This is a genomic window from Bradyrhizobium cedriense (genome assembly GCF_054602315.1).
On the sequence record NZ_JBTSWB010000005.1, the window covers coordinates 545,267 to 572,013 of the forward strand.

Consider the following 26,747-nt stretch of genomic DNA (forward strand, 5'->3'; position numbering starts at 1 on the left):
GTCGGATCACTCCTTCCGGCCGGAGAGCTGCTCCTTCAGCGCGGCGAGCTTGGCGAAGGGCGAGTTCGGATCGACCGGACGGTCGCGCTCGCGCGGGGTCGCGCTGGAGGCGTAGGGACGCAGCGACGGTCCGGATTCGCGGTCGCGACGATCGCGGCCCTTGTCGCGGTCACGGCCACGGTTGTCGCGGCCCTTGTCGCCGAACTTGCCTTTGTCACGGTTGCGATCCTTGTCGCCGCCCTTGCCCTCGAAACGACGATTCCTGTCGTCGCGGCCCTCGGGACGCGGCGCGCCTTCCCCACCGCCTTCGCGCGGCTTGCGGAAGTCCCTGCCGCCATCGCGGCGACCGCCGCCGTGGCGATGTCCGGACTTCGCGCCTTCGGCAGCTTCGCCGGGCGCGGCGTTCGCCGCACCGCCAGCTTCCGCACCCGCCTGAGGGCGAGGCTGATGGTGACGCTGGTGGCGATGGCGCTCGTGGCGCGGCTTGCGGTCCTCGTGACGGCCGCCGGGACGCCAGACCTCGACGAGTTCAGGCTCCGCCGGGGCGGTCGCCACCTCGGGCGTCGCAGCTTCGGGTGCGGCAGCGTCGGGCGATGCAGCGGCTTCGATCGCTGCCGTCTCGGCGGCGGCGGCTTCCAGGCCGGCGGCCTCGGCCGGCGCAGCGGTCTCCTCAGTGGACGGCGCGATGCCGGGCGCATCTTCGGGCGTGACGGGCGCTTCGGGCGAGGCCTCGAGCGCCGGCTCGGCCGGCGCGGCCTCGTCCTGCGGCTCCACGCCGGGCGCGTCTTCGACGGTGACGGCTTCAGCCGCCACGTCCGCGGCCGGCGTCTCGGATGCAGCCGCCTCTTCCGGCAGACCCGCAACGGCCTCAGCCGCAGTCTCGGTCGAGGTCTCTATCGAAGTCTCTGTCGAAGTCTCGATCGAAGTCTCGGCGCTGCCTTCGACGGGCGGCGTCTCCGCTGCAACGGTTTCGGCGACGACCGGCTTTTGCGGCAGCGGCGGACGCTTCTCCATGCGATAGCCGAGCGCGCGCAGCACGGAGGCGAAGTCCTCGCCGGCCGATCCCGTCAGCGAGGTCATCGCCTGGGTGACGACGAAGCTGCGGCCGTCGAACGCGCCGGCGGGCTTTTCGCCGGGCGAGTTCTCGCGCCAGGCCAGCGCCGGGCGGATCAGATCGGCGAGCCGCTCCAGGATGTCGACGCGCACGGCGCGCTCGCCGGCCTGCTTGTAGCCGAGCACGCGATAGGCATCGCGCGGCAGGGCCTTGTCGACCGGGAACGAGGTGCGGCCCGAAGATGCCAGATGCTGCGCGCCGGAGAGCGACGAGAGATCGACATTGTCCTGCTTCAGCGCCCAGAGCAGTGCGGCGAGCGCACGTGCGGCAGGCTTGAGCAGGCCCGGGAAATAGATGTGGTAGGCGCCGAAGCGGACGCCGTATTTGCGCAACACCGCGCGCGAGGGCTGGTCGAGATCCTTCAGCTCGTTGGCGATCCTGGGACGCTCGAGCACGCCGAGCGCCTCGACCAGCTGATAGGCGATGCCGCGGGCAATGCCGGTGACGTCCTCGGCCTTGGACAGCTCGAACATCGGCCCGAGCAGTTTCTCGATATGGGTCTTGAGCCAGAGCTCGAGCCGCGCCTGCACCTTGTCGCGGGGGCCGCCGGTCAGGCGCTCGTCGGAGATGATGCGAATGCGCGGATGCAGCGCCTGGTCTGCGGCAGACAGCCGCGCCACGGCATCGCCGGTCCAGCGGATGATGCCTTCGGAGGTGAGCACGAACTGCTCGTCCGGTGCATTGCCGAGCTTTTCGGCACGCGCGTTGATCTCGCCGGCGAGCACCGCTTGCGCTGCAGCCTGCAAGGCTTTCGCATCGGAGCCGGCTTCCGCCGCATCCGGTGCAAAGGTGAAGCCATCGAGGCGGCCGATGACATGGCCTTCGACGATGACTTCGCCGGTCTTGCCGATTTCCGTATTCAAGCTCGTGTTCTCCCGCAGGCGGCGCATCAATACACTGGTCCGGCGATCAACGAAACGCTCAGTCAAGCGTTCATGGAGCGCATCCGATAATTTATTTTCGACCTCGCGCGCGATTCCCTGCCAGCGTTCGGGGTCTTTCAGCCAGTCCGGTCGGTTGGCGACGAAGGTCCAGGTGCGGATCTGGGCGATTCGGGCCGACAGCGTGTCGATGTCGCCGTCGATGCGGTCGGCCTGGGTGACCTGGGACTCGAACCAGGAATCGGGAATGCATCCCTTCCGCATCAGGAAGCCGTACAGCGTCGTCACCAGCTCGGCATGGGCGGCGGGCGACAATTTTCTGTAGTCCGGGACCTGGCAGGCCTCCCAGAGCCGTTCCACCGCGGCCTTGCCATGCGCGATATCGCGCACCTCGACGTCGCGCGCGGCGTGATCGAGCACGCGCATGTCCTCGGCGATCGGCGCGCGCGTCAGCGCCTCGTGGCCGGGAGCGAGGTTCAGCGACACCTGGAGCGCGCCAAGCGAGGAGAAGTCCAGCCTGGAATTGCGCCATTGCAGCACCTTCACGGGATCGAAAGTGTGGTTCTGCAGCGCGTTGACGAGTTCGGGCTCGAACGGCGCGCAGCGGCCGGTGGTGCCGAAGGTGCCGTTGCGCGTGGCCCGTCCGGCGCGGCCGGCGATCTGCGCGAATTCGGACGGCGTCAGGCGGCGGAACTGGTAGCCGTCGAACTTGCGGTCGGAGGCGAAGGCGACGTGGTCGACGTCGAGATTGAGACCCATGCCGACGGCGTCGGTGGCGACGAGATAGTCGACGTCGCCGTTCTGGAACATCGCCACCTGCGCGTTGCGGGTGCGCGGCGACAGCGAGCCCAGCACCACGGCGGCGCCGCCGTGCTGGCGGCGGATCAGCTCGGCGATGGCGTAGACCTCGTCCGCCGAGAACGCGACGATGGCGGTGCGGCGCGGCTGGCGGGTGATCTTGCGGTCGCCGGCGAATTCGAGCTGGGACAGGCGCGGCCGCGTGATCATGGAGACGCCCGGCAGCAGCCGCTCGATGATCGGGCGCATCGTGGCGGCCCCCAGCAGCAGCGTCTCGTCGCGACCGCGGCGGTTGAGCAGCCGATCGGTGAAGACGTGGCCGCGTTCGAGATCGGCGGCGATCTGCACCTCGTCGACGGCGAGGAAGGAGACGTCGAGATCCCTCGGCATCGCCTCGACGGTGGAGACCCAATAGCGCGGGTTCTTCGGCTTGATCTTCTCCTCGCCGGTGACCAGCGCGACGCTGGCTTCACCGGCTCTGGCGGCGATCTTGTTGTAGACCTCGCGCGCGAGCAGGCGCAGCGGTAGGCCGATCATGCCCGAGGGATGCGCGAGCATCCGCTCGATGGCGAGATGGGTCTTGCCGGTGTTGGTCGGCCCGAGCACCGCAGTGACGCCCGCGCCGGGCACTCGATCGTGAAGTGCGCGCTCGGAGGCGAAGGGGGAGGGAGAAAAAGCCATGTCTATCGATTAGGTAGTAGCAATTGGGGCGAATGTCAGTGCCGGATGAGGCGGGCCGGGGGCTGGGTGTCGGCCATGTCTCCGAACGCTGCGCAGCAACCATGCACTCCACTGTCATGCCCCGGCTCGACCGGGGCATCCAGTACGCCGCAGCCTCTCCACTCCATCACAACCGCCTCGGCGTACTGGATCGCCCGGTCAAGCCGGGCGATGACACCGTGCGTATGGAAGCGCCCTCCCCGAACCTTGCGCAACTGTCTCACTTTGCGACGCTTTTTCGGTTCGCTTTAAGCTTCGGAACGACTCTAGAACGAATCGCGGCCGAATCGCTGACTCCGGATTGAGTCCCGTTCCGTTCTCGCAACATGTCGCGGGACTCGTGTTGGTTGTGCACTAGATGGAGGTTCGGGCTGCCGCACAAGCGGCGTCTGGAGGGCGAAATCGTTAAAGCTGGGGACGGCGCGGAGTCGAATCAGAATCGGGGCGGAGTCAAATGGATTCCAGGCCTCGCGGCCCGCCAAAATAAAAAGTGCGAAAACAACCCCATGCACAGTAGGTAAGTCATTGATTTTATTAAGAGTCGATTCCGAACCCCATTTCTTTCGTCATTCCGGGGCGCGACGCAGTCGCGAGCCCGGAATCCATCGGGCCGCAGCGACTGTCTCACGATGGATTCCGGGCTCGCGCCAAGGGGCGCGCCCCGGAATGACGGCCGAGAGAGAAGGCGCGGCCCTCTCGCCTACTGCGTCTTCGCCACGCGCGGCGGCTGGGCCGCGGTGATGAAGCTGGTGGCTTCCAGCATGGCGGGGCCGAGCGGGGTCGGCACTTTCAGCCAGAACGGGACCAGGATGCGCGTGCCGGCGATGGGGGCAAACGCGATCTCCATGTTGCGCTGGGCGGCGAGGTATTTGATCACGGGGCGATCGGGGATGTAGCCGGCGACCGGCACGAAATAGATCGAGCACACCACGACCGGGCCCTTGTACCCCTTCTCCGCCTTCACGCTCTCCATGCGCTTGAAATCGAGCTTGAGCTCGTAGCGCATGCGGCCGTCGAACACGGGCGCGGAGTTGTGGCAGGCGTCGGGCGTAACGGGGTCGCCGGTGCCGGGCACGCGCAGCAGCGAGGCCGTCATGGGGTCCCAGACGCCGCGGCGATGCGCCTCGGTGACGACGATACGATCAGGATCGACCGGCGGCTCCGGCAGGATCGCGAACTCCTTCACATTGCCCTTGTCGAGCGTGATGCGGATCTCTTCGGTCTTCTTCTGCGTGGTGGTGGAGGCCTGGTAGCCGGTCGCCACCAGCGCGCCGTTGATGATGCGCCCCTGCGAGGCGCCGGTGCCGGACCCGCCCGTGAACGATTTCAGCAGCCCCGAGGTGCCGCCGGAGGCCGCCGCCGAGAATACGTCGTCCTGGATGTCGATGTTCCAGGCGCCCTTGCCGACGGGAATGCCCGCGAGCGAGGCCTCATATTGCGCCTCGAGCTTGCCTTGCGCCGCGGCCGGCACCGCGCCCCACGCGACAGTCAGGGCGCACAGCGCCGTCAGCCAGCCGGCACGGCGCGGACGGACCGGACGCAGATCTTGCGCAAAAGTGAGCGTTGAATGCACGAAACAATCCAATCGGAGCGCGATGCGCTGTTACTTAAGCCAAAAACCGCGGCAAACAATGTGTCCAGGCGTCCTGACCCGGGAACTTCACTGGACTCTTCGGCGGTGAATACGCCCTTTATGTGATGGTAAAGCGCGACAAACATTGCCGTTTTGGTGATCTGGCGGTATCCGCGGGCTCCCACCTCTCGCGGCCCCCTCAGCTGTCATGCCCCGGCTTGACCGGGGCATCCAGTACGCCGCGGCCCCTCGCCTCCAGCCGCACCGTCGCGGAGTACTGGATCGCCCGGCCAAGCCGGGCGATGACACCTGTTGCGGGGTACGAATCCCCGCCCAAAACCTTGACGTCCCGCCCCTTCCCCCCTATACGTCCGCCCGCTCCCTGCAAGGACAGAGAATTTGCCCCCGTGGCGCCCCGAATGGCGGCCGCACTCGTTGGGGGTTCAGGATAAGGATTATGCCATGTCTCGCCGCTGCGAACTGACGGCCAAGGGCCCCCTCGTCGGCCACAAGGTCAGCCACTCCAACATCAAGACCAAGCGCCGCTTCCTGCCGAACCTCGTCAACGTGACGTTCATCTCGGAAGCCCTCGGCCGCAACGTGCGCCTGCGCGTCTCCACCAACGCGGTCAAGAGCGTCGACCACAATGGCGGCCTCGACCCCTTCCTGCTCAAGGCCAACGCCGACAATCTGTCGCCGCGCGCCCTCGAGCTGAAGCGCGCCATCCAGAAGAAGGTCGGCCCGACGCCGGCGCCGGAGAAGAAGGCGAGCTGAGTTTTTCGGAAATTGGGCGGGGGCTAGGTTGCGTCGCGTGGCGTAGGCTTAGCCGAGTAAGAGTTTGAGTGGCGGCCGGATCGGAAGATCCGGCCGTTTTTGTTTTTGCTCACCCTCATTATACCTCCGCCTAGCTTGCTCCGAATCTAATGCTCGCTATGATCGTGCAAAACGATAGTTCAACTAGGGGGCAATCGATTGGGGCTCAGCATCACCGAGCTACGCGCCATTGCGCAGCAGCGCGATAGATATCAAACGCAACTGTCTCGCCTAAGAGCAGCAGGCAAACAGACGTCATGTATCGAGGCGGCTGTTGCGAGTGCTTGCGAGACCCTTAGCACCAAGACAACATCGTTCGTGATCTACGGTGAGCCGCAGAGCGGCAAGACCGAGATGATGATCTGCTTGACCGCGAGGCTCCTGGATGATGGGCATCGAATTGTGGTGCACCTTCTGAATGACAGCGTGCAGCTTCTCCAACAAAACCTAGATCGCTTTCAACGGTCGAAGCTTTCACCTGCGGCCCGCAACTTCTCGGAGGTTATCGACCCAGAGTACTCCCTATCGACAGGGTATCACGTCATCTTCTGCAAAAAGAATGCGAGCGACCTCACGAAACTAAATCAAAAGCTGGAGAAAATTGGCAGTAAGGTGATCGTGGATGATGAGGCCGACTTCGCAACGCCAAACGCATTGATCAACAAGAGCGACGTAACCCGGATATCCACGAAACGCAGACTTGGAGACTCGCCGATTCGTCCGATACTGGTTCGACGATTACGCCCGTCGTCAATTGAGCTCGCTTGCTGAAGGGATCTTCGACGTCAAGGACGAGCCTGTGAGAGAGGCATTGTGGTGCGCCTTCTCACGTCTCATCATCACTAAGCAGGCTGGCGCGTCATTGGCGATGGATTTGTCGCACAGCCGTCCCCATCGTGCATTCGAAAATGCGCCAATAAAGCCGTTCAATAAGTTCCTTGCAGCAGTCGAGTTGGTTATTAAGAATTGTATCGCCAAGAACAAACCCGATAGGGGGCCGCCAACCCGGACCCTTCTTGGCGATGCTCGCGACCTTCCAATCAGAGCCGGCTCGATAGATCTTGTGCTGACCTCTCCGCCATATCTAAACGCAATCGACTACATGCGGTGCAGTAAATTCTCACTGGTTTGGATGGGATATACGGTCAGTGAGTTGGGCAACATTCGCACCGAAAGCGTAGGCACAGAATGCGGCGATCAAGATGCACGCGAGAATGAAGGCATTCGAAAGATCATTTCGGAGTTGCGGTTAACACCTAAGCTTTCTGCTCGTCACGAAGCGGTACTGGCGCACTATGTCGATGATATGATGCGAGCCGTGGGCGAGGCCGCGCGTGTTCTTTCGCCGGGCGGGAAGGCCGTATACGTTGTCGGCGAAAATACTGTTCGGGGTACGTTCATTCCGAATGCCAAGATTGTAGCCACCGTGGCAGAGAGGTCGGGGCTCAGCATTGACCAACGGCGGGCAAGAACGCTTCCAGCTAACCGGCGCTATCTCCCTCCTCCCCCTGCCAAACACCTTACTGCCGCCTCGTTGGATACCCGAATGCGGCGAGAAGTTATTCTTTCGTTTTCAAAGCCGTAACGAGACCACTCCCCGCGAGAGTTTGAGTGGGACGTCAACCCATAAGGTTGGAACCAAGTAGTGATTGATCTTCACGAGCGCCTCTCTGAGTTTTCGTACGGTTATGGAATTACCAGAGAAGTACAGAACCTTCTGTCTGACGTCGCAATTGAAACTGTACCCTTCATGCCCAGTCTCATCCAGGAAGATGAGTTGGGCTTTGATGTGGGCTTCAACAGACCGGGTGCGGCTCTCTTGCTTCAGTTCAAATTGGGCCAATCTCTCCGCCGCTTCGTGCGGGGATATAATTGCTTTGTTGTTCCCGCATTGGATAAGCCGTTCTTCCGATTTTCGGTGGATACGGCGGAGCCCGATGGACAGTTCGAGACGCTGCTAAAGGCTGAGCAAGATGGAGCAGAGACATATTACGTGGCGCCTAGATTTGCGGACTGGCCTGAGTACGCACGTTTATTTGAGACCGGCGCTGTGCTCGAGCAATCTATACTCGTGACTCCAAGCACGATCCGCAATGCTCTTGTCGCGCAAGGCTCGCCGGACGGCATGCATCGTGTAGTGTATGATACAAACTCCGTGTACGTATGCTCCGAGCCTTATCAAGTCAGCGACACTCGAAAGACTTCGCTTGTGGAAGGCGTCGTCCAGCGAGTGGTCGCTGAAGGCGAAAATTTGGCCAAGACAGTTCGAAGAATATACGAAGGGTTCGATCACCGGTCGTCAATTAGGCGGCTACGGCCAGATGCAACACTCCAGGGCGAGCAGGCATTGAGCAGTGCTGGGTCTATCGGCGAACGAACTCCCGAGCCAAAAAGGAAGCAGGAGCGCAACCAACGCTTGGAGCAATTGCGGAAGCGAGCGCGGACCGAAGATGACGCCGTTAGTGCAGCTCTAGGCCTTGAACTGTGGGCATTGGGAATCCAATTGATTTTCGCAAGTCGCGATTGATGGTCGCTGCAAGATGCACTCGACAAGCCACTGTACCGGGCTGTAGAGGGGTCCCTATTTCCTCCCTTTCCGCTATACTCGCCCCGGTAGCATCACCCGGAGGCGCATCCCATGGAGCCGGCGCACACCACCGACCGCAAGCCCGAGCCAAAACACCTCGTCATCTGCTGTGACGGCACCGGCAACGAGATCAGCGAGAACATCTCCAACGTCCTGAAGCTCTATCGCTGCCTGCGCAAGACCGCGAAGACGTCGCCGCGGCAGATGGTGTTTTACGACCCCGGGGTCGGCACGTTGACGGAGCCGACGACGTGGCACCGGCTCAGGGCCAACGTCAATCTGGTGCTGGGGCTCGCCACCGGCTATGGGCTCGATGACAACGTGCTGTCGGCCTATGGCTTCCTGGTCGAGCATTATGCGCCGGGCGACCGCATCTATCTGTTCGGCTTCTCGCGCGGGGCCTATACGGTGCGGGTGCTGGCGGGGCTGATCCACAAGATCGGGCTGATCTCGCCGGAGCAGGCGAACCTCGCGGGAAGCGGCCTCATCGCCTACAAGCAATATTCCGGCACCGGGCGCGGCAACGCCGTCGAGGACGTCGAGAACGTCGCGTTCGACGACCAGGGGCCGCTGCCGAAGGACGCGTTCGACCTCGCGGCGCAGTTCGCGCGCATCACCTCGACGCGCTGGCCGACCATCCACTTCATCGGCGTCTGGGACACGGTGGCGAGCGTGATCGTGCCGCGCGCCGACCGGCTGTTCTGGCCGAGCCTGGAGGAGCTCGCCTTCACGCTGCGCAATCCCAGCGTCAGGATCTTCCGGCAGGCGATCGCGATCGACGAACGGCGCTGCATGTTCCGCCTGAAGCAGTACCGCGAGCCGCAGGACTTCTGGAGCAACCGCTACGTGCCGGACGAGAAGAAGGTGCCGCAGGACATTCTGCAGGTGTGGTTCGCCGGCGTGCATGGCGACGTCGGCGGCGGCTATCCGGAGGCCGAGAGCGGCGACTCCAAATATCCGCTGATCTGGATGATCGAGGAGGCCGCCAAGGCCGGGCTGAACTTCAACCCGCGCACGGTGAACCAGCTCGCGTGGGGCGTCCAGCGCAAGAACTCGCCGTTCCACTACGTCGCGCCGGCCTATACGGGGAAGACGGGCCAATTGCACGATTCCATGACGGCGGCCTGGCGCGTGCTGGAGTATTTGCCGAAGAGCGCGAAATACAAGGAATGGCCGGAGCGGAAGGTCTATTTCGGCTTCTACATCCCCGACTGCGAGCCGCGCCTCATCCCCGAAGGCGCGCATGTGCATGAGAGCGTGCTGAAGCGGATGGCGGTGGAGCCGGACTACCGGCCGGTGAACATGCCGAAGGCGTATGTGACGGTGCCGATGCCGGTGGAGCCGGGGCATGCGGAGGCAACGGCGGAGATGGAGGGCGCGGCTTCGCCGCCGGCTGGAGAGCCGAAGACGAGCTAGGGCGCGGAAACGTCGACGTCAGCCTGCCGAGGCACAGCGAAAGTTTCAAATGTTGGGCGTGACGGCGGATTGTGCCCCTAGCGGACGGCCACAACCTATCGTAGCATTAGGAGACCTCAGTCTAGCAGGAGCGCAACGATGCCGTCCTCCAAGCTGACGATTGGTTTCATAATTATAGTTTCTTGGTTCGGATCTCCGATGGCGCAAGCGCAATCACCTGCGTATGCCCGCGTCGTGCCTGCTGACATCAAGTGGAGCGCACTACCCTCCATGCCCAAGGGGGCACAGATTGCCGTGCTCCATGGCAGTCCCGCCAAGCCTGGCCTGTTTACGATCCGCGTCAAGTTGCCCGCGAATTTCAAGCTGCCGGTGCATTCTCACCCGGACGAACGCGTCCGTACAATCATTTCCGGCACCTACTATTCTGCGATTGGGGACAAGGTCGAAAGCTCGACGCTGATGGCCTTTCCTCCGGGTACGTTCTCGCATGTGCCGGCCAAGGTATGGCAGTTTGCGGAAACAAGGGATGAAGAGGTCGTGTTTCAGATCACCGGCGTCGGGCCAACAGGTATCGATTATCTCAACGCCGCGGACGACCCCCGAAAACCTCGATAGGGCGGGCGGACACGTTTCTTGCTTTTGGTCCTCAGCTGCGTTGCCGGGCGGACCGGATGATGTCTGCCTTGGAGGGTGAGCAGAAGCCCTTAAGCATGATGGGATGAGGCGTGATCGATGCAACAGATGGAGGTGCATTCCCTCTCCCGCTTGCGTGCGCCTTGCTCAGAGATTGCCTCTTAGGCCGACGTTCGGGCTCGATGCATCATCGCAGCTTGCCGAGCCAGAGCGCGGCGAGCGCCGCGCGGTTGCGCACGCCGAACTTGGCGTAGATCGACTTGACGTGGAAGTGCGTGGTGTTCGGACTTTGGCCAAACTTCTGCGCAATCTCCTTTTCCGCGTGCCCGTCGAGCAGTGAAAGCAATACCTTGCGCTCAGCCGGTGTCAGGGCGGCGTTGGCTATGAGCAGACCGTGGCTGAGCAGTTGTTGGCGGTGGAACCATCTCAACCCCCGCATCGTAAAGCCCAGAAGCTCGCCGTCCTGCGCCGAGAAGCGCGGTGCCTGCGCATCGCGAAAGACGAACAGGCGGATCCTCACGTCCTCATTGAGCGCAATGCGCACTGAAATGCTGTCGACGAACCCGACGTCCAGATAGTGCCGACGATAATGCTCGCCCTCGAACCATTCCGGCGGCAGCGCTTCGAACAGCAGGCGGACGCGGAACGGCTCATCACCGGACGTGGAAAGAATCTGGGACAGGTCGACCTTGCCGGACCAGAGCGTATCGTACTGCTTCTGCACGGATGCCGCCACGGCCGGTATCGGGTCCAGCACCCGGACAAGGCGCGGACGCCAGCCAAGCAAGGGATCGGTCCGTTTACGCGAAGGCAATCGCACGACCGCCCCCCACAGCACATTGCGTGCCGACAACATGGTCCGCAGTGCGGACAGCAGGTGTGTCAGCGCGGCGTCACCGTCGGCGACCGAGAAGTCGGCCAGCTGATCCCAGAGTGCATAGACTTCTTGGTTTTGCGGATCGATGGGATCCGTGGAGAGATGCATGTCATTCCCGAAGCGTGTGCAGGCCGCCGACTGCTCGAGTATCCATAAAGGACAATGCACCACCTTTCCAGGTAGTTCTCAGACAGTTCAATCGGCGCGATAGTCAGCTCGGTTGTTGGGAAACGGGTCCTCACCGTTCGTATTCCAGTGCGATTGATCGCACCATCTCGCGCCTGCGGGACGCAGGTGTGCTTTTCTCGAGACTCACACCCGGAGCGCAAATCGGCTTCGAGCGGTGAGCATCCAAGCGCATTCTTTTCGTAAACGTCATCGCGGACCACATTGCCTCAGGAGGTTTTCCTGCAAATTTACATGATTGAGCGTGGTCACGCCGACCATCCGATTGCGCGACTGCCTTTCACGTGGTGGGAGCGCGCCCGCTTCCGGTCGAAGCTACGTGCGGACATCAGGGACAGATCTGATTTTCTACGCGATATCGGCGTCGACGTGTTTGAAGCGCATGCCGAGGCGTTTCGCTTCTTCTGGCAACCGATCACGCTGAAGCGCCTGCCGATCCCGGACCGCGCCCCTGCAACTGCCGCCATCGCGCGGCCGGCCGTCGATGGCAATGGCTCCAGATATCGTGCTGACAACGCTTCAAATCGTCAACCGACCCTGGTGTCCTGACGATGAAGAGCACTTCGCAGCCTTCGTCCGCACTGCCGCCTCTTGCGTCGTTTCAGATCGGGAATGAATGGCGACGCTTCCTTGCTTCCATCAAGTCGGCGCTGCGAAGCTCACGGCGCCTTCAGGCGGATCGAATCCTGCGTCAATACGATCATTTGATCGCGCGTCCCGAGCAAGCCGCCGCAGGGCCAACCTGGCCGGAATTCCGAAACTCGGAGAATCCTCGCCACCGGCAGGCCGCGCTGCGGTCTCACCGCAGGAGGTCGTTTGCTTGGATAGCCTGATCGCAATCTACATCGCATGGATCGTTGCCAAGACCGGCTTGCTGGCTCCTGATCATCCGCAGATCCACTTCGTGACATCGGCGGACATGGCAATGCGACACGGCTCGCCGGAAAATAGCGGGTTGGAGTTGCAGGCGCTCTACAATCGCGACGAGGGGGCAATCTACCTGCCTCAGGGCTGGCGACCCGATGATCTGCGACAGAAAAGCACTCTGGTGCATGAAGTGGTGCACCACGTGCAGAGGGCAAACAACATCGTCCTCCCCTGTATCGCTGCCTACGAACGCCAGGCCTACGAACTGCAGATTGAATGGCTGCGGGAACAAGGCGTGACTGATCCGTACGAGCTCATCAGAACCAACGAGCTGGGCATCTACATGGCCAGCGTATGCCGTGACGGATCATAGGCGCCAAGTGCCAGGGGGACCCGTGTGGTGGGACCGGTGACGGTCTCTCGCGTTGAGCACGGCCCCCTGCCGAGACATCACCCACCCCACTCGCGCGGCGCGATCCACTGAGCGAGCTTCGCTCGTCCCCGACCCTCCAGGGCAGGGTGGCCCGCTACCGCCGCTTTTCTGCCTTCGCCGGCACTTTTCGTTAAAATTCTTCTGCCGGCCTTAGCTGCTTCGCATCAACTCCCCGGCATCATCGTCACCCGAACCCGCCGCTAGATGCGGAATTGGAGGAGAGTGCCAATGCATCCGCGCCGCCATGTCCGCGTCAAGCCTGCAGGGCTGGTGTCCCGGCAGGCCAAGATCATCACCGACCCGCGCGCGCCGGTGATCCCCTGCACGCTGATCGACTATTCGCCCGGCGGGGCCTGCGTCGATCTCGGCGGCCAGGTGAAGATTCCCGATCGCTTCGAGCTCCTGCACGTCAACACCAAGAAGCGCTGCCGCATCGCCTGGAAGCGCGGCACGCGCGTGGGCGTGGTGTTCTGAGAAGCGCTGTAGCTGGTAAACAAAAGGCTCGCCAAGCACTCCGCTCGGCTCCCTCCCCCCTTGTGGGGGAGGGTTGGGGAGAGGGGTGGCCCAGCAAAGGGTGTTGGTCGCATGCGAGGTGGCGGCCACAGAGCGCCGCGCAACTCGCAAGAGCTCGTCGTGTGGCTACCCCTCTCCCTAGCCCTCCCCCACAAGGGCAGGGCTATCGCATATAGGCGGTCTCGCCTGTGGCCATCCTTCGAGACGCCCGCCGTTGGCGGGCCCTCAGGATGAGGACCGAGGTCGTGGCGACCGTTTCAACGAGCACGGATGCTGTCTAGCCTCATCCTGAGGAGACCGCGCAGCGGTCGTCTCGAAGGACGAGGCGTGCGCACCGGCCGTCGCGACAAGTCATATGCGATCGCCCTGCCCACAAGGGGGGAGGGAATGCATTGTGCTTGTGGCGCGATCTTTCACTGCAGCAATAAGCGCTTTTACTTCCGCATCCTGGCCTTGGCGCCCGCGACGATCTGCATTGCGACGCCGGCGAGCCAGGCAACGAGCGCCAGCCAGGCGTAGCTGATGTGCGGCTCCAGCCGGAGCACGATGATCGCGACGGAGACGAAGGCGATGAGCGTGGCGCAGAGCGTGCCGGCGGAGCTCATGAATTCGGCCGCGTCGATCTGGCTGTGCGCATCGTCGAACGGCAGTTGCGGCGTATCGATGCCGAGATAGAAGCCGATCCCGCCGAGCACCATCATCAGGAGCAGGAAGCCCTGCGTGGTGAGCGCGGGAATGGCCGCCCCCACATAGGCGCCGACGAACAGCCCGCAGGCCGCCCCGGCCATCGCAAGGCCGACGCGCTCGAACACGTGCGCAGCTTTTCGGACAGGATAACGCATGGGCAGCCCCTCCATTGCCTCGACCGCGCGAGGCTAGGCCAGTTTTGAGGGCCGTGGAAGCTCGGGGAGCTACGGAGGGGTGAGGAACATCTGAATCACCTGGTGCACGCCTGCCTCCCATTGTCATTGCGAGCGAAAGCGAAGCAATCCAGAGTCTTTCCGCGGAGGGATTCTGGATTGCTTCGCTGCGCTCGCAATGACGGGGGGCGGCAGCGCGCTGCCTACCGCGCCCCGAACGTCGTCTTGCCAAACAGCGCCTTCTGCGTCGAGGGCTGCGAGCGCCAATATTGCGGGGGCGCTTCGACCTCGCCGCCGAGCTCGGCGGCGGCGTGCCAGGCCCAGCGCGGGTCGTAGAGCATGCCGCGGGCGAGCGCGACCATGTCGGCCTTGCCGGATGCGACGATCTCTTCCGCGAGCCTTGCTTCCGTGATCAGGCCGACGGCGATGGTGGGCAGGCCGGTCTCGCGGCGGATAGCGTCAGCGAACTGCACCTGATAGCCGGGGCCGAGCGGGATCTTCTGCAGCGGCGAGACGCCGCCGGAGGAGGCATCGATCCAGTCGACGCCGCGCGCCTTCAGCGCCTTCGCGAACGCGATGGTCTGCTCCAGGTCCCAGCCGCCCTCGACCCAGTCGGTCGACGACACCCGCATGCCGACGGGCTTGTCGTCGGGAAACGCGGCGCGGACCGCGTCGAACACTTCCAGCGGGTAGCGCATGCGGTTGTCGAGGCTGCCGCCATATTCGTCGGTGCGCTTGTTGGAGATCGGCGACAGGAACTGATGCAGGAGGTAGCCGTGCGCGCCGTGGACCTCGATGGCGTCGATGCCGAGCCGCGCGGCGCGGCGGGTCGAGTCGACGAAGGCTTCGCGGATGCGCTTGAGGCCGGACGCGTCCAGCGCCGCAGGGGCGGCCTCGCCCTCCTTGTGCGGCAGCGCCGACGGGCCCACCGTCTGCCAGCCGCCTTCGCTGACCGGAATCAGCTGGCCGCCGTCCCACGGACGCGCGCTCGAGGCCTTGCGGCCGGCATGGGCGAGCTGCATCGCGACCGCGGTGGAGGAATGCTTGCGCACCGAATTGAGGATCGGCTTCAGGGCGGCTTCGCAGGCATCGCTGTAGAGCCCGAGACAGCCGGGCGTGATGCGGCCGATCGCCTCCACATGGGTGGCCTCGATGCAGAACATCGCCGCGCCCGACAGGCTGAGATTGTTGATGTGGGTGAAGTGCCAGTCGGTGGCGACGCCGTCATCGGCCGAATACTGGCACATCGGCGACACCACGATGCGGTTCTTCAACGTCAGGCCGCGCAGCTTGATCGGGGAAAACAGGGCGCTCATGCGGGGAGTTCCGGGGGATGGAGGGGCAATGATGGGAGTGTAGTGACGGAGGCGTCGATTGCCAGCGGTATAGCAGGAATGGCCGGCGTGACGGAATGCATTGCCGGAAGATGGCGAGCGAATCGGCCTCCGCATCGTCATTGCGAGCGCAGCGAAGCAATCCAGTCTGCCGCTGCGGAACGATTCTGGATTGCTTCGCTGCGCTCGCAATGACGGGGAGAGACTGCCCTACTCCGCCAGCGTGAATTGCAGCAGCAGGGTTCGCTGCAGCATCGAGAAATTATCGTCGGAGATCAGGGTCAGCACCGTCTCGCCTTCGCTCGTGACGTGGGCGTCGATGCCCTCCATGTTGTCGATCTCGTGGCCGAGATCGGCGGCGAACAGCGCGGGGCCGTCGACCAGCACACCGGGCGCGATCGACTTGAGCGGAATCGAGCGGATGCGGATGTTGACGCCGGTGAACCAGGAGAATTTGCGCTCGAGGATGAGCAGCTCGCCCGAAGGCAGCAGCACGGCATCGCTGATGTCGTAGTTCTCGGTGCGCCGCACGCTGAACTGGCCGGGCGTGGAGCCGCCGATCAGGAGGGCGACGAGATTGCCGTCGGCGTCGAGCCCGCGCTCGGAGAAGGCGATCAGGGTGCCCGCGAGCGGCTGTCCCTGTCCCTGTCCCTGGGCCCTGGGCACGAAGACCATCGCCTCCAGCCCCTTGTTGTAGGGCAGCTTGCGCAAAGCCGGCGGAATGGCGATCGACTCGCCGCGGGCGCTCGTGCCGCCCTTGGCGAAATCGTAGCGCAGGATCTGGTTGACGCGCTCGAGCCCGACATAGACGAGGTTGCCGTCGCGCGCGAGCGATTCGGAATCCCACCAGAGGTGCTTTTCCGTGATCGGCCGCCCCTCGGCGCCGAGCAGCGGCGCGGCCTCGACGTCGGCGAGGCCAACCATCTCGCGGCCGGAATAGCGGATGGCGCCGGTGAACCAGCCGCCCTGGTCGGAGACCGACAGGAAACGCTCGCCCTTGCCGTCGAGGAAGCGGATGCCGGACAAGCCGCCGAAGCCGCGATAGGACGAGGTCAGCACCAGCCCGCTGCGATACTCCAGCGCGCCGAAGCGCGTGCGCGAGCGGTCACGCGGGTCGAAATTGGGGATCGGGCGCGCATTGACCTCGACGCTGACGGGGGCGGCGACGGCATGCTCGACCTGGAGCGGGACTTGAGCTGTTCTTGGCGGCGGCTCGGCCCTCGCCTGCGAAAGGCGGGAGACGGCGAGGGTGGAAAATCCCGCCGCTGCAAAGCCTAGAAAGCTGCGGCGGGATGAAAGCGTGCTCACGAATGCAATTTGCGTCGGGGGCGGCCGGCCGCTTGCGTGGGCGCCGTGTTGGTCTCGCTGAAGAGTTCGGCGAGCTTCTCGGTGATGGCGCCGCCGAGTTCCTCGGCGTCCACGATCGTCACCGCGCGGCGATAATAGCGCGTCACGTCGTGGCCGATGCCGATCGCGATCAGCTCGACCGGCGAGCGGGTCTCGATCTCCTCGATGATGTGGCGCAGGTGCCGCTCGAGATAGTTGCCGGGATTGACCGACAGCGTGGAATCGTCGACCGGGGCGCCGTCCGAGATCATCATCAGGATCTTGCGCTGCTCGGGCCTGCCGAGCAGGCGCTTGTGCGCCCAATCCAGCGCCTCGCCGTCGATGTTTTCCTTCAGCAGGCCCTCGCGCATCATCAGGCCGAGATTCTTCCGCGCACGGCGCCAGGGCGCGTCGGCGGATTTGTAGATGATGTGGCGGAGGTCGTTGAGGCGGCCGGGATTGGCCGGCTTGCCGGCGGCAAGCCACGCCTCGCGGGATTGCCCGCCCTTCCAGGCGCGCGTGGTGAAGCCGAGGATCTCGACCTTGACGCCGCAACGCTCCAGCGTGCGCGCCAGGATGTCGGCGCAGGTTGCGGCGACCGTGATCGGGCGCCCGCGCATCGAGCCGGAATTGTCGAGCAGCAGCGTCACCACGGTGTCGCGGAACGTCGCCTCCTTCTCGTGCATGAAGGACAGCGGGTGATAGGGATCGGTGACGACGCGCGACAGGCGCGCAGGGTCCAGGATGCCCTCTTCGAGATCGAACTCCCAGGCGCGGTTCTGCTGCGCCATCAGCTTGCGTTGCAGCCGGTTGGCGAGGCGGGCGACGATGCCCTGCAGATGCGCGAGCTGCTTGTCGAGATAGGCGCGCAGCCGCTCCAGCTCGTCGTGGTCGCAGAGGTCCTCGGCAGCGATGATCTCGTCGAATTTCGGCGCGAAGGCGTGGTACTCCGGCCCGCGCGGCTCGTTCTTGCCGTGCGAATTCGGACGCGTCGCCTCGCCCGGCGTCTCGTCGTCGCCGAGCTCGCCGTCGTCGAATGTGTCGGAGGTCGAGGCCTGCGCGCTTTCCATCGCGCTCTCGCTCATCTCTTCGGACGAGGCCTGCGCCTGGTCGGCGCTCATCTCCTGCGCGGCGTCGGAATCGGGCGAGCCTTCGGCGCCGGACTGGTCGTTGTCGCCGTCCTGGTTCTCGTCGTTCTCGTCGTTGTCGTCGGTGTCGGCATTGCGCTCGTCGCCGAGCTCGAGCGCCGACAACAGGTCGTGCACGGCATCGCCGAACCGGGCCTGGTCCTCGAGCACGCCGTCGAGCCGGTCGAGCCGCTTGCCGATCTTGTCCTCGAGGATGGGGCGCCAGAGATCGACCATCTTCTTGGCCGCGGCCGGCGGAGCCATGCCGGTCAGGCGCTCGCGCACCAGCATCGCCAGTGCGTCCGCGAGCGGCGCATCGGCACGGTCGGTGATCTCGTCGAACTTGCCGCGATGGAAATGGTCGTCGAGCATCGCGGTGAGGTTCTTCGCAACGCCCGCCATGCGGCGTGCGCCGATCGCTTCGACCCGCGCCTGCTCCACCGCCTCGAACACGCCGCGCGCCTGCGGATTGCCCGGCATCAGCTTGCGGTGAACCTTGGGATCGTGACAGGCGATCTTGAGCGCGATGGAATCGGCATGGCCGCGCACGATCGCGGCGTCGCGCTTGGTCATTTTCCGCGCAGGCTCGGGCAGCCGCGCCTTGCCGGGCGCAAGGCCCGGCCGCTCGGCGGCGAAGGAGACGTCGAGCTCGGGCGATTTCGCGATCGCCTTCAGGCAAGAGGCCACCGAGCGCTTGAACGGCTCGGTCGGCGCTTCCTTGTTGGTTCGGAATTTGGAGTTGGAGGTGGTGCTCATCTCGATCTCACCGTCGTCCCGGGCTCAGCTTGGTCCGTCGTCCCCGCGAACGCGGGGACCCATCACCACAGGGAGCGGCTATTGAGCACACTGACAACCTCGATCTTCGCAACAACGACGTCCTGTGGTTTTCGCGACGAGCGCAAGCGCACGCGCGGAGGTCCCGGATCTGCGCTTCGCTTGTCCGGGACGACATCCCACGCCTCAGCTCAGCGCCACGTTCACCGACGATTCCGGCAGCTCGGCGTTGAAGCAGCGCTGGTAGAACTCGGCGACCAGCGGACGTTCGAGCTCGTCGCATTTGTTGAGGAAGGTGACGCGGAAGGCAAAGCCGATATCGCCGAAGATGTCGGCGTTCTCCGCCCAGGTGATGACCGTGCGCGGGCTCATCACCGTCGACAGATCGCCATTGGCGAAGGCGTTGCGGGTGAGATCGGCGAGGCGCACCATCTTGTTGACGATGTCGCGGCCTTCCTGCGTGCGATAGTGCTTGGCCTTGGCCAGCACGATCTCCACCTCCTCGTCGTGGCTGAGATAGTTCAGCGTGGTGACGATCGACCAGCGGTCCATCTGACCCTGGTTGATCTGCTGGGTGCCGTGATAGAGGCCCGAGGTGTCGCCGAGGCCGACCGTATTCGCCGTGGCGAAAAGCCGGAACGCCGGATGCGGCTTGATGACCTTGTTCTGGTCGAGCAGCGTCAGGCGTCCGGAGACCTCCAGCACGCGCTGGATCACGAACATCACGTCGGGGCGGCCGGCGTCATATTCGTCGAACACCAGCGCGACGTTGTGCTGGAGCGCCCAGGGCAGGATGCCGTCGCGGAATTCTGTGACCTGCTTGCCGTCGCGGACCACGATCGAGTCCTTGCCGACGAGATCGATGCGGCTGATGTGGCTGTCGAGGTTGACGCGAACGCAGGGCCAGTTCAGGCGGGCGGCGACCTGCTCGATATGGGTGGATTTGCCGGTGCCGTGATAGCCGGTCACCATCACGCGGCGGTTGCGGGCGAAGCCGGCGAGAATGGCGAGCGTGGTGGCGCGGTCGAAGCGGTAGTCGGAATCGACTTCGGGCACGTGAGGATCGACTTCGGAATAGGCCGGCACTTCGAGATCGCTGTCGATCCCGAACACCTGGCGCACCGACACTTTCATGTCGGGCAGACCGGAAACTTCCTCAACTTTGGACATGGCGGCGGTCGTCATCAATCCTCCGAGGTCCCGGGCGGTCCCGAAACCGGTTATTCGCACGTTGGCTGCGGCTGGGTGCTGGACAGCAACCTATCAGAGACCAGTGGCGGGCAGAAGCCCGCCCTCCAATCAAAGTTCCATCGTCTTTTCATTTAGATAGGCAAGGAGCGCAGTTTTTGGAGGGCTGCCTTGCGAATCACGCTCGAATTTCGGGCTGGGTAACGCCGCTGCCTGCCCAATTGGCACTGTTGCCGCACGTGCTTACTTAGGTAGGGTCTGAACTCCGATGCACCAGCCCGCCGCAGAGACGACGTGACGTCCTTCCTCGATCCGCTCATCTCCTTCGTCTCGGCCCATCCATGGCTGGGCTATCTGGCGCTGTTCCTGGCGGCGCTGCTCGAAGCCGTGCCGGTGGTGGGATCGGTGATTCCCGGCTCGACCATCATCCTGGCACTGAGCGCGCTGGTCCCGGGCGGCGAACTCAAGCTGCAATGGGTGTTGCTGGCGGCCGCGCTCGGCGCCTTGCTCGGCGACGGTTCGGCCTACTGGATCGGGCACCGGCGCCAGCGCGAGATCCTGAACACCTGGCCCCTGACCAATTATCCGCGCGTGGTCGCCGAGAGCGAGAGCTTCTTCAACCGCTTCGGCACCTGGGCCGTGTTCTTCGCCCGCTTCGTGCCGCCGGTCCGAGCCTTCGTTCCCGTGACCGCCGGCGCGCTCGGCATGGCGCCGGCCCGATTCTACGCGGTGAACATCCCGGCCATCCTGGCCTGGGCCCCCGCCCATGTGCTGCCGGGGGTGCTGGCAGTGTCGGCGCTGCACGAATATGCGGGGCTGCATCATCATGAGCATGTCGGCAAGCACATCTGGATCCTGACCGTCGCCGCCGGCGCGATCGTGCTTGCGCTGGTGCTGTGGGTTCGTCGCCGCCGCAACGGCGTCAGGGCAGTGAAATCGCGGGCGTGACGCGCATTCGTCGCGTGAAAGGCCACACCGTTGCTGCCGTCGTGCGCTGGCTGCGCTGCACACTCATTGGGTATTGGCCGCAGAGACCGTGAACCGGCCCGCCGAGTCAGCATCCCGGTGCGCTGCCTGGCTTGATATCTGGCGCTGTGAAGGTTGCGTTTCCGAGATATCAGCGCTGGACAGATAGACGTTTGTCTTCGGCAGCAGAAGGATCATTCCAAGAACGATGAGCTTTAATCCCAGTCGCATGCTCGCCTCCTCTCCCTGGTTGTCGATAGCAGGAGATGAAGCGCCACAAAATTCGGGTGGGCCCCCTAAGGGAAAGTACGCAACAGCCGTTTCTTTGTCCCGTTCCGAGATCGCCTGCGGGTCCGGAAACTGCCGGTCACGCTCAAGGCCGCAGACGTCCGCTTTGCGTTGGCACGCTGACGTTCGCGGCCGCCACCCTCCGCCCCGGCGCCGGCCCGACATACCTGGCTCTCGGCCTGATCAGCTTGCCGAACTGCAATTGCTCGCTGGCGTGGGCGATCCAGCCGACGCTGCGGGCCATCGCGAACAGAGCAAGCTCGCTGCCCGCCGGCAGGCGCAGGGCGTGCACGAGCACGGCGAGGGCGTAGTCGATGTTGACGAACTCGCCAGTCGCCTCCGCGATCCGCTCCGGCACCTCGCGGGTGAATTTGCGCGGCGCGCCGGCACGCGAGAGCGCATTGAGCAGCGACTGCGCACGGGGATCGCCGCGCTTGTAGACGCCATGGCCAAAGCCGGCGAAACGCTCGCCCAGCGCGACGCGCTCGCGCACCATCGGCTCGACGTCGCGGTCGACCAGCGCTTTCACGAGCTGCGAGGCCAGCACGCCGGCCCCGCCATGCTTCGGCCCTTTCAGCGCGGCGAGTCCGGCGATGACCGAATCGTAGAGATTGAGGCCGGTCGAGGCCGCGCAGCGCGCGGTGAAGGTCGAGGCGTTCAGCTCGTGGTCGGCGAGCAGAACAAGCGCGCGGCGGATGAGGTCGGGCGCATGCTTGTTGTCCGCCGCCCAGGCCTTCGCGACCTGCCGGTGCAGCGGCTCGGCCGAGGACTCGGCGTTGAGCATGGTTGCAAACAGCAGGCGGACGATGCGCGCCCCGACCAGCGCGCGGCCATCGGGCGCACGGGTGAAGGCGCGGGGATCGGCGCTGGCGGCCAGAGCGAGCACGGCAATGGCGCGATCGATCGGCGCCGCCCGGCGCGCGGCCTGCCCGATCGCGCGCATCTCCTCGGATATCTCCGGCTGATTGTCCGGACCGAACGGATCGACACCGGAGACGTCCCAGAGCAGCGTCGCCGCGTGCTCCAGCGTGTCGCTCTCGGCGAGATCGACGCAATTGACGCCGCGATAGATCGCACCCTCTTCGGTGATGGTCGAGATCTCCGTGTCCATCACCGGCAGATCGGCGTCGAAGCTGCGCAGACCGCGCGGCTCCGGCGACGGAACACGCCTTTCCTTCAGCGCGCGGACGTCCTCGGCCCGATAGCGGTTCTTGCGCGAATCCGGCGTCGGCTCGGAGCGGATCAGGCCGCGGCTGACATAGGCGTAGAGGGTGGCCGGGGAGATCGCGAGCTCGGCGGAGGCTTCCCGGGCGGACAGGTACAGCCCATCGGATTTTTTCATATTGATTTATGTAATCAAGATTGATCAACGAGTCGAGAGGCCCGACCTTTCCTCCGTGAAAGGGAGAAGAGGCCATGAACATCCACCTGACCAAAAGCCAGATCGGGCTCGACGGCGTTCCCGCGGCCGAAACCGTGCTGAGCCATGTCGACGGCGAGCGCGGCGAGCTGATCATAGCCGGGGAGCATGTCGGCCGGCTGGCGAGCCAGTCGAGCTTCGAGGGCGTCACCGCCCGGCTCTGGAACGGCGCGACCAAGGCGGCGCTGAGCGAAGCCGATGTGCGGGCGAGCCTGGGCTCCGCGCGCGAGCGCGCCTTCGCGCGGCTGCCTGACCTGCTGCCGGCGACGCGCGGCATGAGCATCGTCGACGGGTTTCGCGCCGCGGTCGCGGGGCTTCGCGCCGAGAACGGGCTGGAGCATGAGGCGACCATCGTCGGCGCGTTTCCGGTGATCGCCGGCGCGCTGGTCCGGCGCGCCAGGGGACTCGAGCCGGTCGCGCCCGACCCGAATGCAAGCCATGCCGCCGATACGTTGCGGATGCTGCGCGGCACCTCGCCGGAGCCGCGCGAGACCACAGCACTCGATGCCTACCTCGTCACCGTCTGCGACCACGGCATGAATGCCTCGACCTTCACCACGCGCGTGGTGGCCTCGACGCAGGCCGATCTGTTCGCCGCGGTGACCGCCGGCTATTGCGCACTCACCGGTCCACTGCATGGCGGCGCGCCGGAGCCGGTGCTCGAAATGCTGGATGCGATCGGCAGCAGCGAACGCATCCAACCGTGGGTGGATGCGGCGCTCGCGCGCGGCGAACGGCTGATGGGCTTTGGCCATCGTGTCTATCGCGTGCGCGACCCTCGCGCCGACGTGCTGAAGACCGCGATCGAGCGGCTTTCGGCGAACGGCGCCGATTTGCCCTTCGCCGGCGAGGTCGAAGCCTATATCCGCGCAGCGCTGCGCAAGAAGAATCCGGAGCGGCCGCTGGAGACGAATGTGGAGTTCTTCACTGCGATTTTGCTCGACGCGCTCGCAATTCCAAGACAGGCCTTCACGCCGATCTTCGCGGTGGCCCGCGCCGCCGGCTGGACTGCACATGCGCGCGAACAGCAGCGGACCGGACGTTTGATCCGGCCGAGCTCGTCGTATGTGGGGGCGATGCCTGCAGATTAGGCGCAGGCAGGATTTTCGGGCCTTTCGAGCACGCGACGGAACGACTCAGCGGCAAGCGGGAACAAAGACGCTGGCCGCGCATTCACGCTCGCCCCTACGAATGTCTTCAGGGGCAGTCACGAAAAGGAATGGTAATGAAGAAGTTCTCCTACGCCCTCGCTGCCGGAACGCTGTTCGCTCTATCGTCAATCGCAGTGCCAGCCCATGCGCTGCCGGCGCATCCCATCCCAAACGCTTCAGTGTCGGGGGACGTCGTGAACGCACGCTATCATTACGTTCCGCGCAGGGTCTGCACCGTACGCACCGTGGTCACGCGCGGCTATCATGGACGCCGCGTCGTCAAGCGCGTCCGTGTTTGCCGGACACGGTAATCTTGAAGGTGCCGTCCGCTTCCGGGCGGACGGCATCCAAGCGCAGTGAGGCCTTACGCCTCGCGCACCACCGTCTTCAGATAGTTATACGCCTTGATGATCTCGATCAGGCGGTCCTCGGTGGAGCGGTCGCCGCCATTGGCGTCGGGGTGATGCTGCTTGACCAGCGCCTTGTACTTGGCCTTGACGTCGGCCAGCGTAGCCTGGGGGCCGAGGCCCATGACCTGGAGCGCCTTGCGCTCGGCGTTCATCACCTTGCGCGTCTCGGCCTTGGGCGGCGCCTCCGGCCCCTTCCGCCAGCCCGTGCGCCCGTTGAGCTCCTGGAACATGCTGAACGGATCAAACGCGCCGTCGATCTCGGCTTCCGCGCCCTTCTTGACGCCGCCATTGGCGCCCATCTTCCAGGTCGGACGGTGACCGGTCAGCGCATCCTTCTGGTAACGCGCGACCGCGTCGGCATTCATGCCGGAGAAGAAATTGTAGTTCTGGTTGTACTCGCGCACGTGGTCCAGGCAGAAGTGCCAGTACTCGCGCTGGTTCTCGCGCCCTTTGGGCGCGCGGTGGCTGCCCTTGTTCTGACATCCGGTCCACTCGCAGGCGACCACGCTGTCGCGCGGCTTCGCTTCCGCCTGCTTGCCGCGTGGCTTGACGCGGATGGAGTCGAAGAACTTTGATGAATCGATCGGCATGGCTGACTTTGACTACGCAATGCCAAAACCTTCAAGTCTTGACATTGCAATTAGCGTGAAGCCCGGGGAGTTGACGGGCCGCGATCGCGTCCCTTAATGGCACTCATGGTCATGAAAGACACTATCAGCAACAAGTTGCAGGAAGCTTTCACGCCGGAAAGCCTGCGGGTCGTCGACGAGTCACATTTGCATGAGGGCCACGCCGGCCATCAGCCGGGCGGCGAGACGCACTTTCGCGTCTATATCGTGTCGCAAGCCTTCAAAGGGAAGAGCCGGGTCGATCGCCATCGCATGATTAATTCGGCGCTGGCCGCGGAACTCTCGGGCGGCGTGCATGCGCTCGCGATCCACGCGCAGGCGCCGGGGGAAGACTAGGCCGTCATTCCGGGGCGATGCGAAGCATCGAGCCCGGAATCTCGAGATTCCGGGTTCGCCCTTCGGGCGCCCCGGAATGACGATGCTGTTGCAACGTAAGCAGAACCTAGACTCTAGAACGACGTCCCGGCCCGCCTCGGCTTGGCCTCCTCCAGTTCGGCCTCGCGTGCGAACGGTGAAATACGGAGCGCGGTGATGCGGTTGCGCTCGCGGCGGAGGACGCGGAAGCGGAAGCCGTGGAAGGTAAAACTCTGGCCGCGGTCGGGGATCGAGCGCGCTTCGTGAATGACGAGGCCGGCGACCGTCGTTGCCTCTTCATCGGGCAGGTGCCAGTCCAGCACGCGGTTGAGATCGCGGATCGGGACCGAGCCGTCGACCACGACGGAGCCGTCGGGCTGACGGCGGACACCGGCGACCACCACGTCGTGCTCGTCCGAAATGTCGCCGACGATCTCCTCCAGAATGTCTTCCAGCGTGACGAGCCCTTCGACCTCGCCATACTCGTCGACGACGAGCGCGAAATGGGTCTTGCGACGACGAAACGCCTTGAGCTGCTGGGATATCGGCCGCATTTCCGGCACGAACCAGGGCGGCAGCATGATGGTGGTGACGTCGATGCGCGACGTATCGCCGTCCGAGGCGCGAATTGCGCGCAAGAGATCCTTGGCGTGCAGAATGCCGATGATGTTCTCCGACTTTTCGCGCCACAGCGGAATGCGGGTGTACTCGGTGGCCAGCACCTCCCGCACCAGCTCCTCCGGCGGCAGGTCGGCGCAGATCATCACCATCGCGGTGCGATGAACCATCACGTCGGACACGGTCAGCTCGCCGAGGCGGAAGACATTATGAATGTATTCGGCCTCGCCGCTTTCGATCTTGCCGTGCACGGCCGATTCCTCGACCAAGCCCTCGATCTCGGAATCCGTCAGGATCTCGTGCTGCGAAAACTCCTGAACGCCGATCAGGCGCAGGATCGCGCCCGAAGCCGCGTTGAGACACCAGCTCAGCGGATAGAACACTAGGTAGGAGGCATGCAGCGGATACGCGATCCACTGCGACACCGGCATCGGCTCCCTGATCGCAAGCGTCTTCGGCACCTGCTCGCCGATGATGATGTGCAGCGAGGAGAAAACCAGGAAACCCGCCACGAAGGAGGTGAAGTGCAGCGTGGCCTCCGACAATCCGAGCGGACTGAGGATCGGGCTCAGCAGCGCGGAAACGGTCGGCTCACCGATCCAGCCGAGACCAAGGGAGGCCATGGTGATGCCGAGCTGGCAGCAGGCGAGATAGGATTCGATGTTGCCCATCATCCTCTGCAGCAGGTGTGCGCCGAAGCGGTTCTGCTCGACCATAGCCTTGACGCGAAAGCCGCGGCTCTTCACCAGCGCAAATTCGGCTGCCACGTAAAACGCATTGGCGGCGAGCAAGAGAACCGCAAGCAGCAGATTGATCGAGATCGAACTCATGTTTGCCTCGCGACCGCCTCGACCTTCCGCACCTCTTCGCGGGCGGCACGTCCGGACAATT

At 64.3% G+C, this 26,747-nt stretch carries 25 protein-coding genes; 13 read left to right on the plus strand and 12 right to left on the minus strand.

Annotation, left to right across the window (positions count from 1 at the left end; all coding sequences use genetic code 11):
- Positions 1-6: 6 nt before the first annotated feature.
- Positions 7-3,474, minus strand: a complete 3,468-nt coding sequence (locus ACYCVF_RS23830) for a helicase-related protein (RefSeq protein WP_459600834.1) — start codon at positions 3,472-3,474, stop codon at positions 7-9.
- 32 nt (positions 3,475-3,506) lie between these two features.
- Between ACYCVF_RS23830 and ACYCVF_RS23835 the strand changes: the two genes are divergently transcribed.
- Complete coding sequence (locus ACYCVF_RS23835; protein WP_459600836.1) at positions 3,507-3,818, plus strand: hypothetical protein; 312 nt, start codon at positions 3,507-3,509, stop codon at positions 3,816-3,818.
- Between the two features lie 395 nt (positions 3,819-4,213).
- Here the strand turns inward: ACYCVF_RS23835 and ACYCVF_RS23840 are convergent, their stop codons facing one another.
- Positions 4,214-5,023, minus strand: a complete 810-nt coding sequence (locus tag ACYCVF_RS23840) for a DUF3108 domain-containing protein (protein ID WP_459600901.1) — start codon at positions 5,021-5,023, stop codon at positions 4,214-4,216.
- 525 nt (positions 5,024-5,548) lie between these two features.
- Here ACYCVF_RS23840 and rpmB point away from each other — a divergent pair.
- The 6 genes from rpmB to ACYCVF_RS23870 all read left to right on the plus strand — a co-directional run bounded on the left by rpmB (position 5,549) and on the right by ACYCVF_RS23870 (position 10,517).
- Positions 5,549-5,860: a 50S ribosomal protein L28 gene (gene rpmB / locus ACYCVF_RS23845; RefSeq protein WP_271531252.1), complete on the plus strand. Its 312-nt coding sequence runs from the start codon at positions 5,549-5,551 to the stop codon at positions 5,858-5,860.
- Between the two features lie 198 nt (positions 5,861-6,058).
- Positions 6,059-6,670, plus strand: a complete 612-nt coding sequence (locus ACYCVF_RS23850; protein ID WP_459606628.1) for a DEAD/DEAH box helicase family protein — start codon at positions 6,059-6,061, stop codon at positions 6,668-6,670.
- On the plus strand, positions 6,654-7,484 hold the full coding sequence (locus tag ACYCVF_RS23855; protein ID WP_459606629.1) for a hypothetical protein: 831 nt from the start codon (positions 6,654-6,656) through the stop codon (positions 7,482-7,484). Before ACYCVF_RS23850 ends, ACYCVF_RS23855 begins: the two co-directional genes overlap by 17 nt.
- 60 nt (positions 7,485-7,544) lie before the next feature.
- Positions 7,545-8,426: a hypothetical protein gene (locus ACYCVF_RS23860; RefSeq protein ID WP_459606630.1), complete on the plus strand. Its 882-nt coding sequence runs from the start codon at positions 7,545-7,547 to the stop codon at positions 8,424-8,426.
- A 111-nt stretch (positions 8,427-8,537) separates the two neighbouring features.
- Entirely contained in the window at positions 8,538-9,902 is a 1,365-nt protein-coding gene (locus tag ACYCVF_RS23865) for a DUF2235 domain-containing protein (RefSeq protein ID WP_459600838.1), read from the plus strand.
- Between the two features lie 138 nt (positions 9,903-10,040).
- Positions 10,041-10,517, plus strand: a complete 477-nt coding sequence (locus ACYCVF_RS23870; RefSeq protein WP_459603659.1) for a cupin domain-containing protein — start codon at positions 10,041-10,043, stop codon at positions 10,515-10,517.
- A gap of 205 nt (positions 10,518-10,722) precedes the next feature.
- On the opposite strand, the gene ACYCVF_RS23875 is transcribed toward ACYCVF_RS23870, so the two are convergent.
- Positions 10,723-11,520 (minus strand): helix-turn-helix transcriptional regulator, encoded by a 798-nt coding sequence (locus ACYCVF_RS23875; protein WP_459603658.1) that lies wholly within the window; start codon positions 11,518-11,520, stop codon positions 10,723-10,725.
- Between the two features lie 312 nt (positions 11,521-11,832).
- Between ACYCVF_RS23875 and ACYCVF_RS23880 the strand changes: the two genes are divergently transcribed.
- The 3 genes from ACYCVF_RS23880 to ACYCVF_RS23890 all read left to right on the plus strand — a co-directional run bounded on the left by ACYCVF_RS23880 (position 11,833) and on the right by ACYCVF_RS23890 (position 13,372).
- Positions 11,833-12,147, plus strand: coding sequence for a hypothetical protein (locus tag ACYCVF_RS23880; protein WP_459603657.1), 315 nt, complete (start codon positions 11,833-11,835; stop codon positions 12,145-12,147).
- Between the two features lie 271 nt (positions 12,148-12,418).
- Positions 12,419-12,838 carry a DUF6647 family protein gene (locus ACYCVF_RS23885; protein ID WP_459603656.1) on the plus strand — a complete coding sequence of 140 codons (420 nt, stop codon included), beginning with the start codon at positions 12,419-12,421 and terminating at the stop codon, positions 12,836-12,838.
- A 288-nt stretch (positions 12,839-13,126) separates the two neighbouring features.
- A complete protein-coding gene (locus ACYCVF_RS23890; RefSeq protein ID WP_028177491.1) occupies positions 13,127-13,372 on the plus strand; it encodes a PilZ domain-containing protein in 246 nt (81 codons plus the stop codon).
- 473 nt (positions 13,373-13,845) lie between these two features.
- Here the strand turns inward: ACYCVF_RS23890 and ACYCVF_RS23895 are convergent, their stop codons facing one another.
- The 5 genes from ACYCVF_RS23895 to cobS all read right to left on the minus strand — a co-directional run bounded on the left by ACYCVF_RS23895 (position 13,846) and on the right by cobS (position 20,017).
- The gene (locus tag ACYCVF_RS23895) at positions 13,846-14,253 is read right to left on the minus strand and encodes a hypothetical protein (protein ID WP_459603655.1); all 408 of its coding nucleotides are present in this window, start codon (positions 14,251-14,253) and stop codon (positions 13,846-13,848) included.
- 221 nt (positions 14,254-14,474) lie between these two features.
- Positions 14,475-15,587 (minus strand): NADH:flavin oxidoreductase/NADH oxidase, encoded by a 1,113-nt coding sequence (locus tag ACYCVF_RS23900; RefSeq protein WP_459603654.1) that lies wholly within the window; start codon positions 15,585-15,587, stop codon positions 14,475-14,477.
- Between the two features lie 228 nt (positions 15,588-15,815).
- A complete protein-coding gene (locus ACYCVF_RS23905; RefSeq protein ID WP_459603653.1) occupies positions 15,816-16,913 on the minus strand; it encodes an esterase-like activity of phytase family protein in 1,098 nt (365 codons plus the stop codon).
- A complete protein-coding gene (gene cobT, locus ACYCVF_RS23910) occupies positions 16,910-18,814 on the minus strand; it encodes a cobaltochelatase subunit CobT (RefSeq protein WP_459603652.1) in 1,905 nt (634 codons plus the stop codon). Before cobT ends, ACYCVF_RS23905 begins: the two co-directional genes overlap by 4 nt.
- A gap of 204 nt (positions 18,815-19,018) precedes the next feature.
- Entirely contained in the window at positions 19,019-20,017 is a 999-nt protein-coding gene (cobS, locus tag ACYCVF_RS23915; protein WP_459606631.1) for a cobaltochelatase subunit CobS, read from the minus strand.
- A 297-nt stretch (positions 20,018-20,314) separates the two neighbouring features.
- On the opposite strand from cobS, the gene ACYCVF_RS23920 reads away from it, so the two are divergent.
- Entirely contained in the window at positions 20,315-20,968 is a 654-nt protein-coding gene (locus ACYCVF_RS23920) for a DedA family protein (protein WP_459603650.1), read from the plus strand.
- A gap of 63 nt (positions 20,969-21,031) precedes the next feature.
- Here the strand turns inward: ACYCVF_RS23920 and ACYCVF_RS23925 are convergent, their stop codons facing one another.
- Positions 21,032-21,217 carry a hypothetical protein gene (locus ACYCVF_RS23925; RefSeq protein WP_459603649.1) on the minus strand — a complete coding sequence of 62 codons (186 nt, stop codon included), beginning with the start codon at positions 21,215-21,217 and terminating at the stop codon, positions 21,032-21,034.
- 142 nt (positions 21,218-21,359) lie between these two features.
- Positions 21,360-22,616, minus strand: coding sequence for a citrate synthase family protein (locus tag ACYCVF_RS23930; RefSeq protein ID WP_459603648.1), 1,257 nt, complete (start codon positions 22,614-22,616; stop codon positions 21,360-21,362).
- A gap of 74 nt (positions 22,617-22,690) precedes the next feature.
- Here ACYCVF_RS23930 and ACYCVF_RS23935 point away from each other — a divergent pair, with 74 nt between their 5' ends.
- Complete coding sequence (locus ACYCVF_RS23935) at positions 22,691-23,785, plus strand: citrate synthase/methylcitrate synthase (protein ID WP_459603647.1); 1,095 nt, start codon at positions 22,691-22,693, stop codon at positions 23,783-23,785.
- 424 nt (positions 23,786-24,209) lie between these two features.
- Here the strand turns inward: ACYCVF_RS23935 and ACYCVF_RS23940 are convergent, their stop codons facing one another.
- On the minus strand, positions 24,210-24,845 hold the full coding sequence (locus ACYCVF_RS23940; RefSeq protein ID WP_459603646.1) for a J domain-containing protein: 636 nt from the start codon (positions 24,843-24,845) through the stop codon (positions 24,210-24,212).
- 105 nt (positions 24,846-24,950) lie between these two features.
- Between ACYCVF_RS23940 and ACYCVF_RS23945 the strand changes: the two genes are divergently transcribed.
- The gene (locus tag ACYCVF_RS23945; RefSeq protein ID WP_459606667.1) at positions 24,951-25,220 is read left to right on the plus strand and encodes a BolA family protein; all 270 of its coding nucleotides are present in this window, start codon (positions 24,951-24,953) and stop codon (positions 25,218-25,220) included.
- Positions 25,221-25,333: 113 nt separating this feature from the next.
- Here ACYCVF_RS23945 and ACYCVF_RS23950 read toward each other — a convergent pair whose 3' ends face one another.
- The gene (locus tag ACYCVF_RS23950; RefSeq protein ID WP_459603645.1) at positions 25,334-26,686 is read right to left on the minus strand and encodes a hemolysin family protein; all 1,353 of its coding nucleotides are present in this window, start codon (positions 26,684-26,686) and stop codon (positions 25,334-25,336) included.
- Between the last annotated feature and the right edge of the window lie 61 nt (positions 26,687-26,747).

What these genes read in the sequence shown, in the direction of transcription:
- ACYCVF_RS23950 (WP_459603645.1), bottom strand. Translation starts at nt 26,686, where the DNA reads ATGAGTTCGATCTCGATCAATCTGCTGCTTGCGGTTCTCTTGCTCGCC.
- ACYCVF_RS23935 (WP_459603647.1), top strand. Translation starts at nt 22,691, where the DNA reads ATGAACATCCACCTGACCAAAAGCCAGATCGGGCTCGACGGCGTTCCC.
- ACYCVF_RS23835 (WP_459600836.1), top strand. Translation starts at nt 3,507, where the DNA reads ATGTCAGTGCCGGATGAGGCGGGCCGGGGGCTGGGTGTCGGCCATGTC.
- ACYCVF_RS23925 (WP_459603649.1), bottom strand. Translation starts at nt 21,217, where the DNA reads ATGCGACTGGGATTAAAGCTCATCGTTCTTGGAATGATCCTTCTGCTG.
- cobT (WP_459603652.1), bottom strand. Translation starts at nt 18,814, where the DNA reads ATGAGCACCACCTCCAACTCCAAATTCCGAACCAACAAGGAAGCGCCG.
- ACYCVF_RS23945 (WP_459606667.1), top strand. Translation starts at nt 24,951, where the DNA reads ATGGTCATGAAAGACACTATCAGCAACAAGTTGCAGGAAGCTTTCACG.
- ACYCVF_RS23865 (WP_459600838.1), top strand. Translation starts at nt 8,538, where the DNA reads ATGGAGCCGGCGCACACCACCGACCGCAAGCCCGAGCCAAAACACCTC.
- cobS (WP_459606631.1), bottom strand. Translation starts at nt 20,017, where the DNA reads ATGACGACCGCCGCCATGTCCAAAGTTGAGGAAGTTTCCGGTCTGCCC.
- ACYCVF_RS23880 (WP_459603657.1), top strand. Translation starts at nt 11,833, where the DNA reads ATGATTGAGCGTGGTCACGCCGACCATCCGATTGCGCGACTGCCTTTC.
- ACYCVF_RS23830 (WP_459600834.1), bottom strand. Translation starts at nt 3,474, where the DNA reads ATGGCTTTTTCTCCCTCCCCCTTCGCCTCCGAGCGCGCACTTCACGAT.
- ACYCVF_RS23895 (WP_459603655.1), bottom strand. Translation starts at nt 14,253, where the DNA reads ATGCGTTATCCTGTCCGAAAAGCTGCGCACGTGTTCGAGCGCGTCGGC.
- ACYCVF_RS23900 (WP_459603654.1), bottom strand. Translation starts at nt 15,587, where the DNA reads ATGAGCGCCCTGTTTTCCCCGATCAAGCTGCGCGGCCTGACGTTGAAG.
- ACYCVF_RS23930 (WP_459603648.1), bottom strand. Translation starts at nt 22,616, where the DNA reads ATGAAAAAATCCGATGGGCTGTACCTGTCCGCCCGGGAAGCCTCCGCC.
- ACYCVF_RS23890 (WP_028177491.1), top strand. Translation starts at nt 13,127, where the DNA reads ATGCATCCGCGCCGCCATGTCCGCGTCAAGCCTGCAGGGCTGGTGTCC.
- ACYCVF_RS23870 (WP_459603659.1), top strand. Translation starts at nt 10,041, where the DNA reads ATGCCGTCCTCCAAGCTGACGATTGGTTTCATAATTATAGTTTCTTGG.
- ACYCVF_RS23875 (WP_459603658.1), bottom strand. Translation starts at nt 11,520, where the DNA reads ATGCATCTCTCCACGGATCCCATCGATCCGCAAAACCAAGAAGTCTAT.
- rpmB (WP_271531252.1), top strand. Translation starts at nt 5,549, where the DNA reads ATGTCTCGCCGCTGCGAACTGACGGCCAAGGGCCCCCTCGTCGGCCAC.
- ACYCVF_RS23940 (WP_459603646.1), bottom strand. Translation starts at nt 24,845, where the DNA reads ATGCCGATCGATTCATCAAAGTTCTTCGACTCCATCCGCGTCAAGCCA.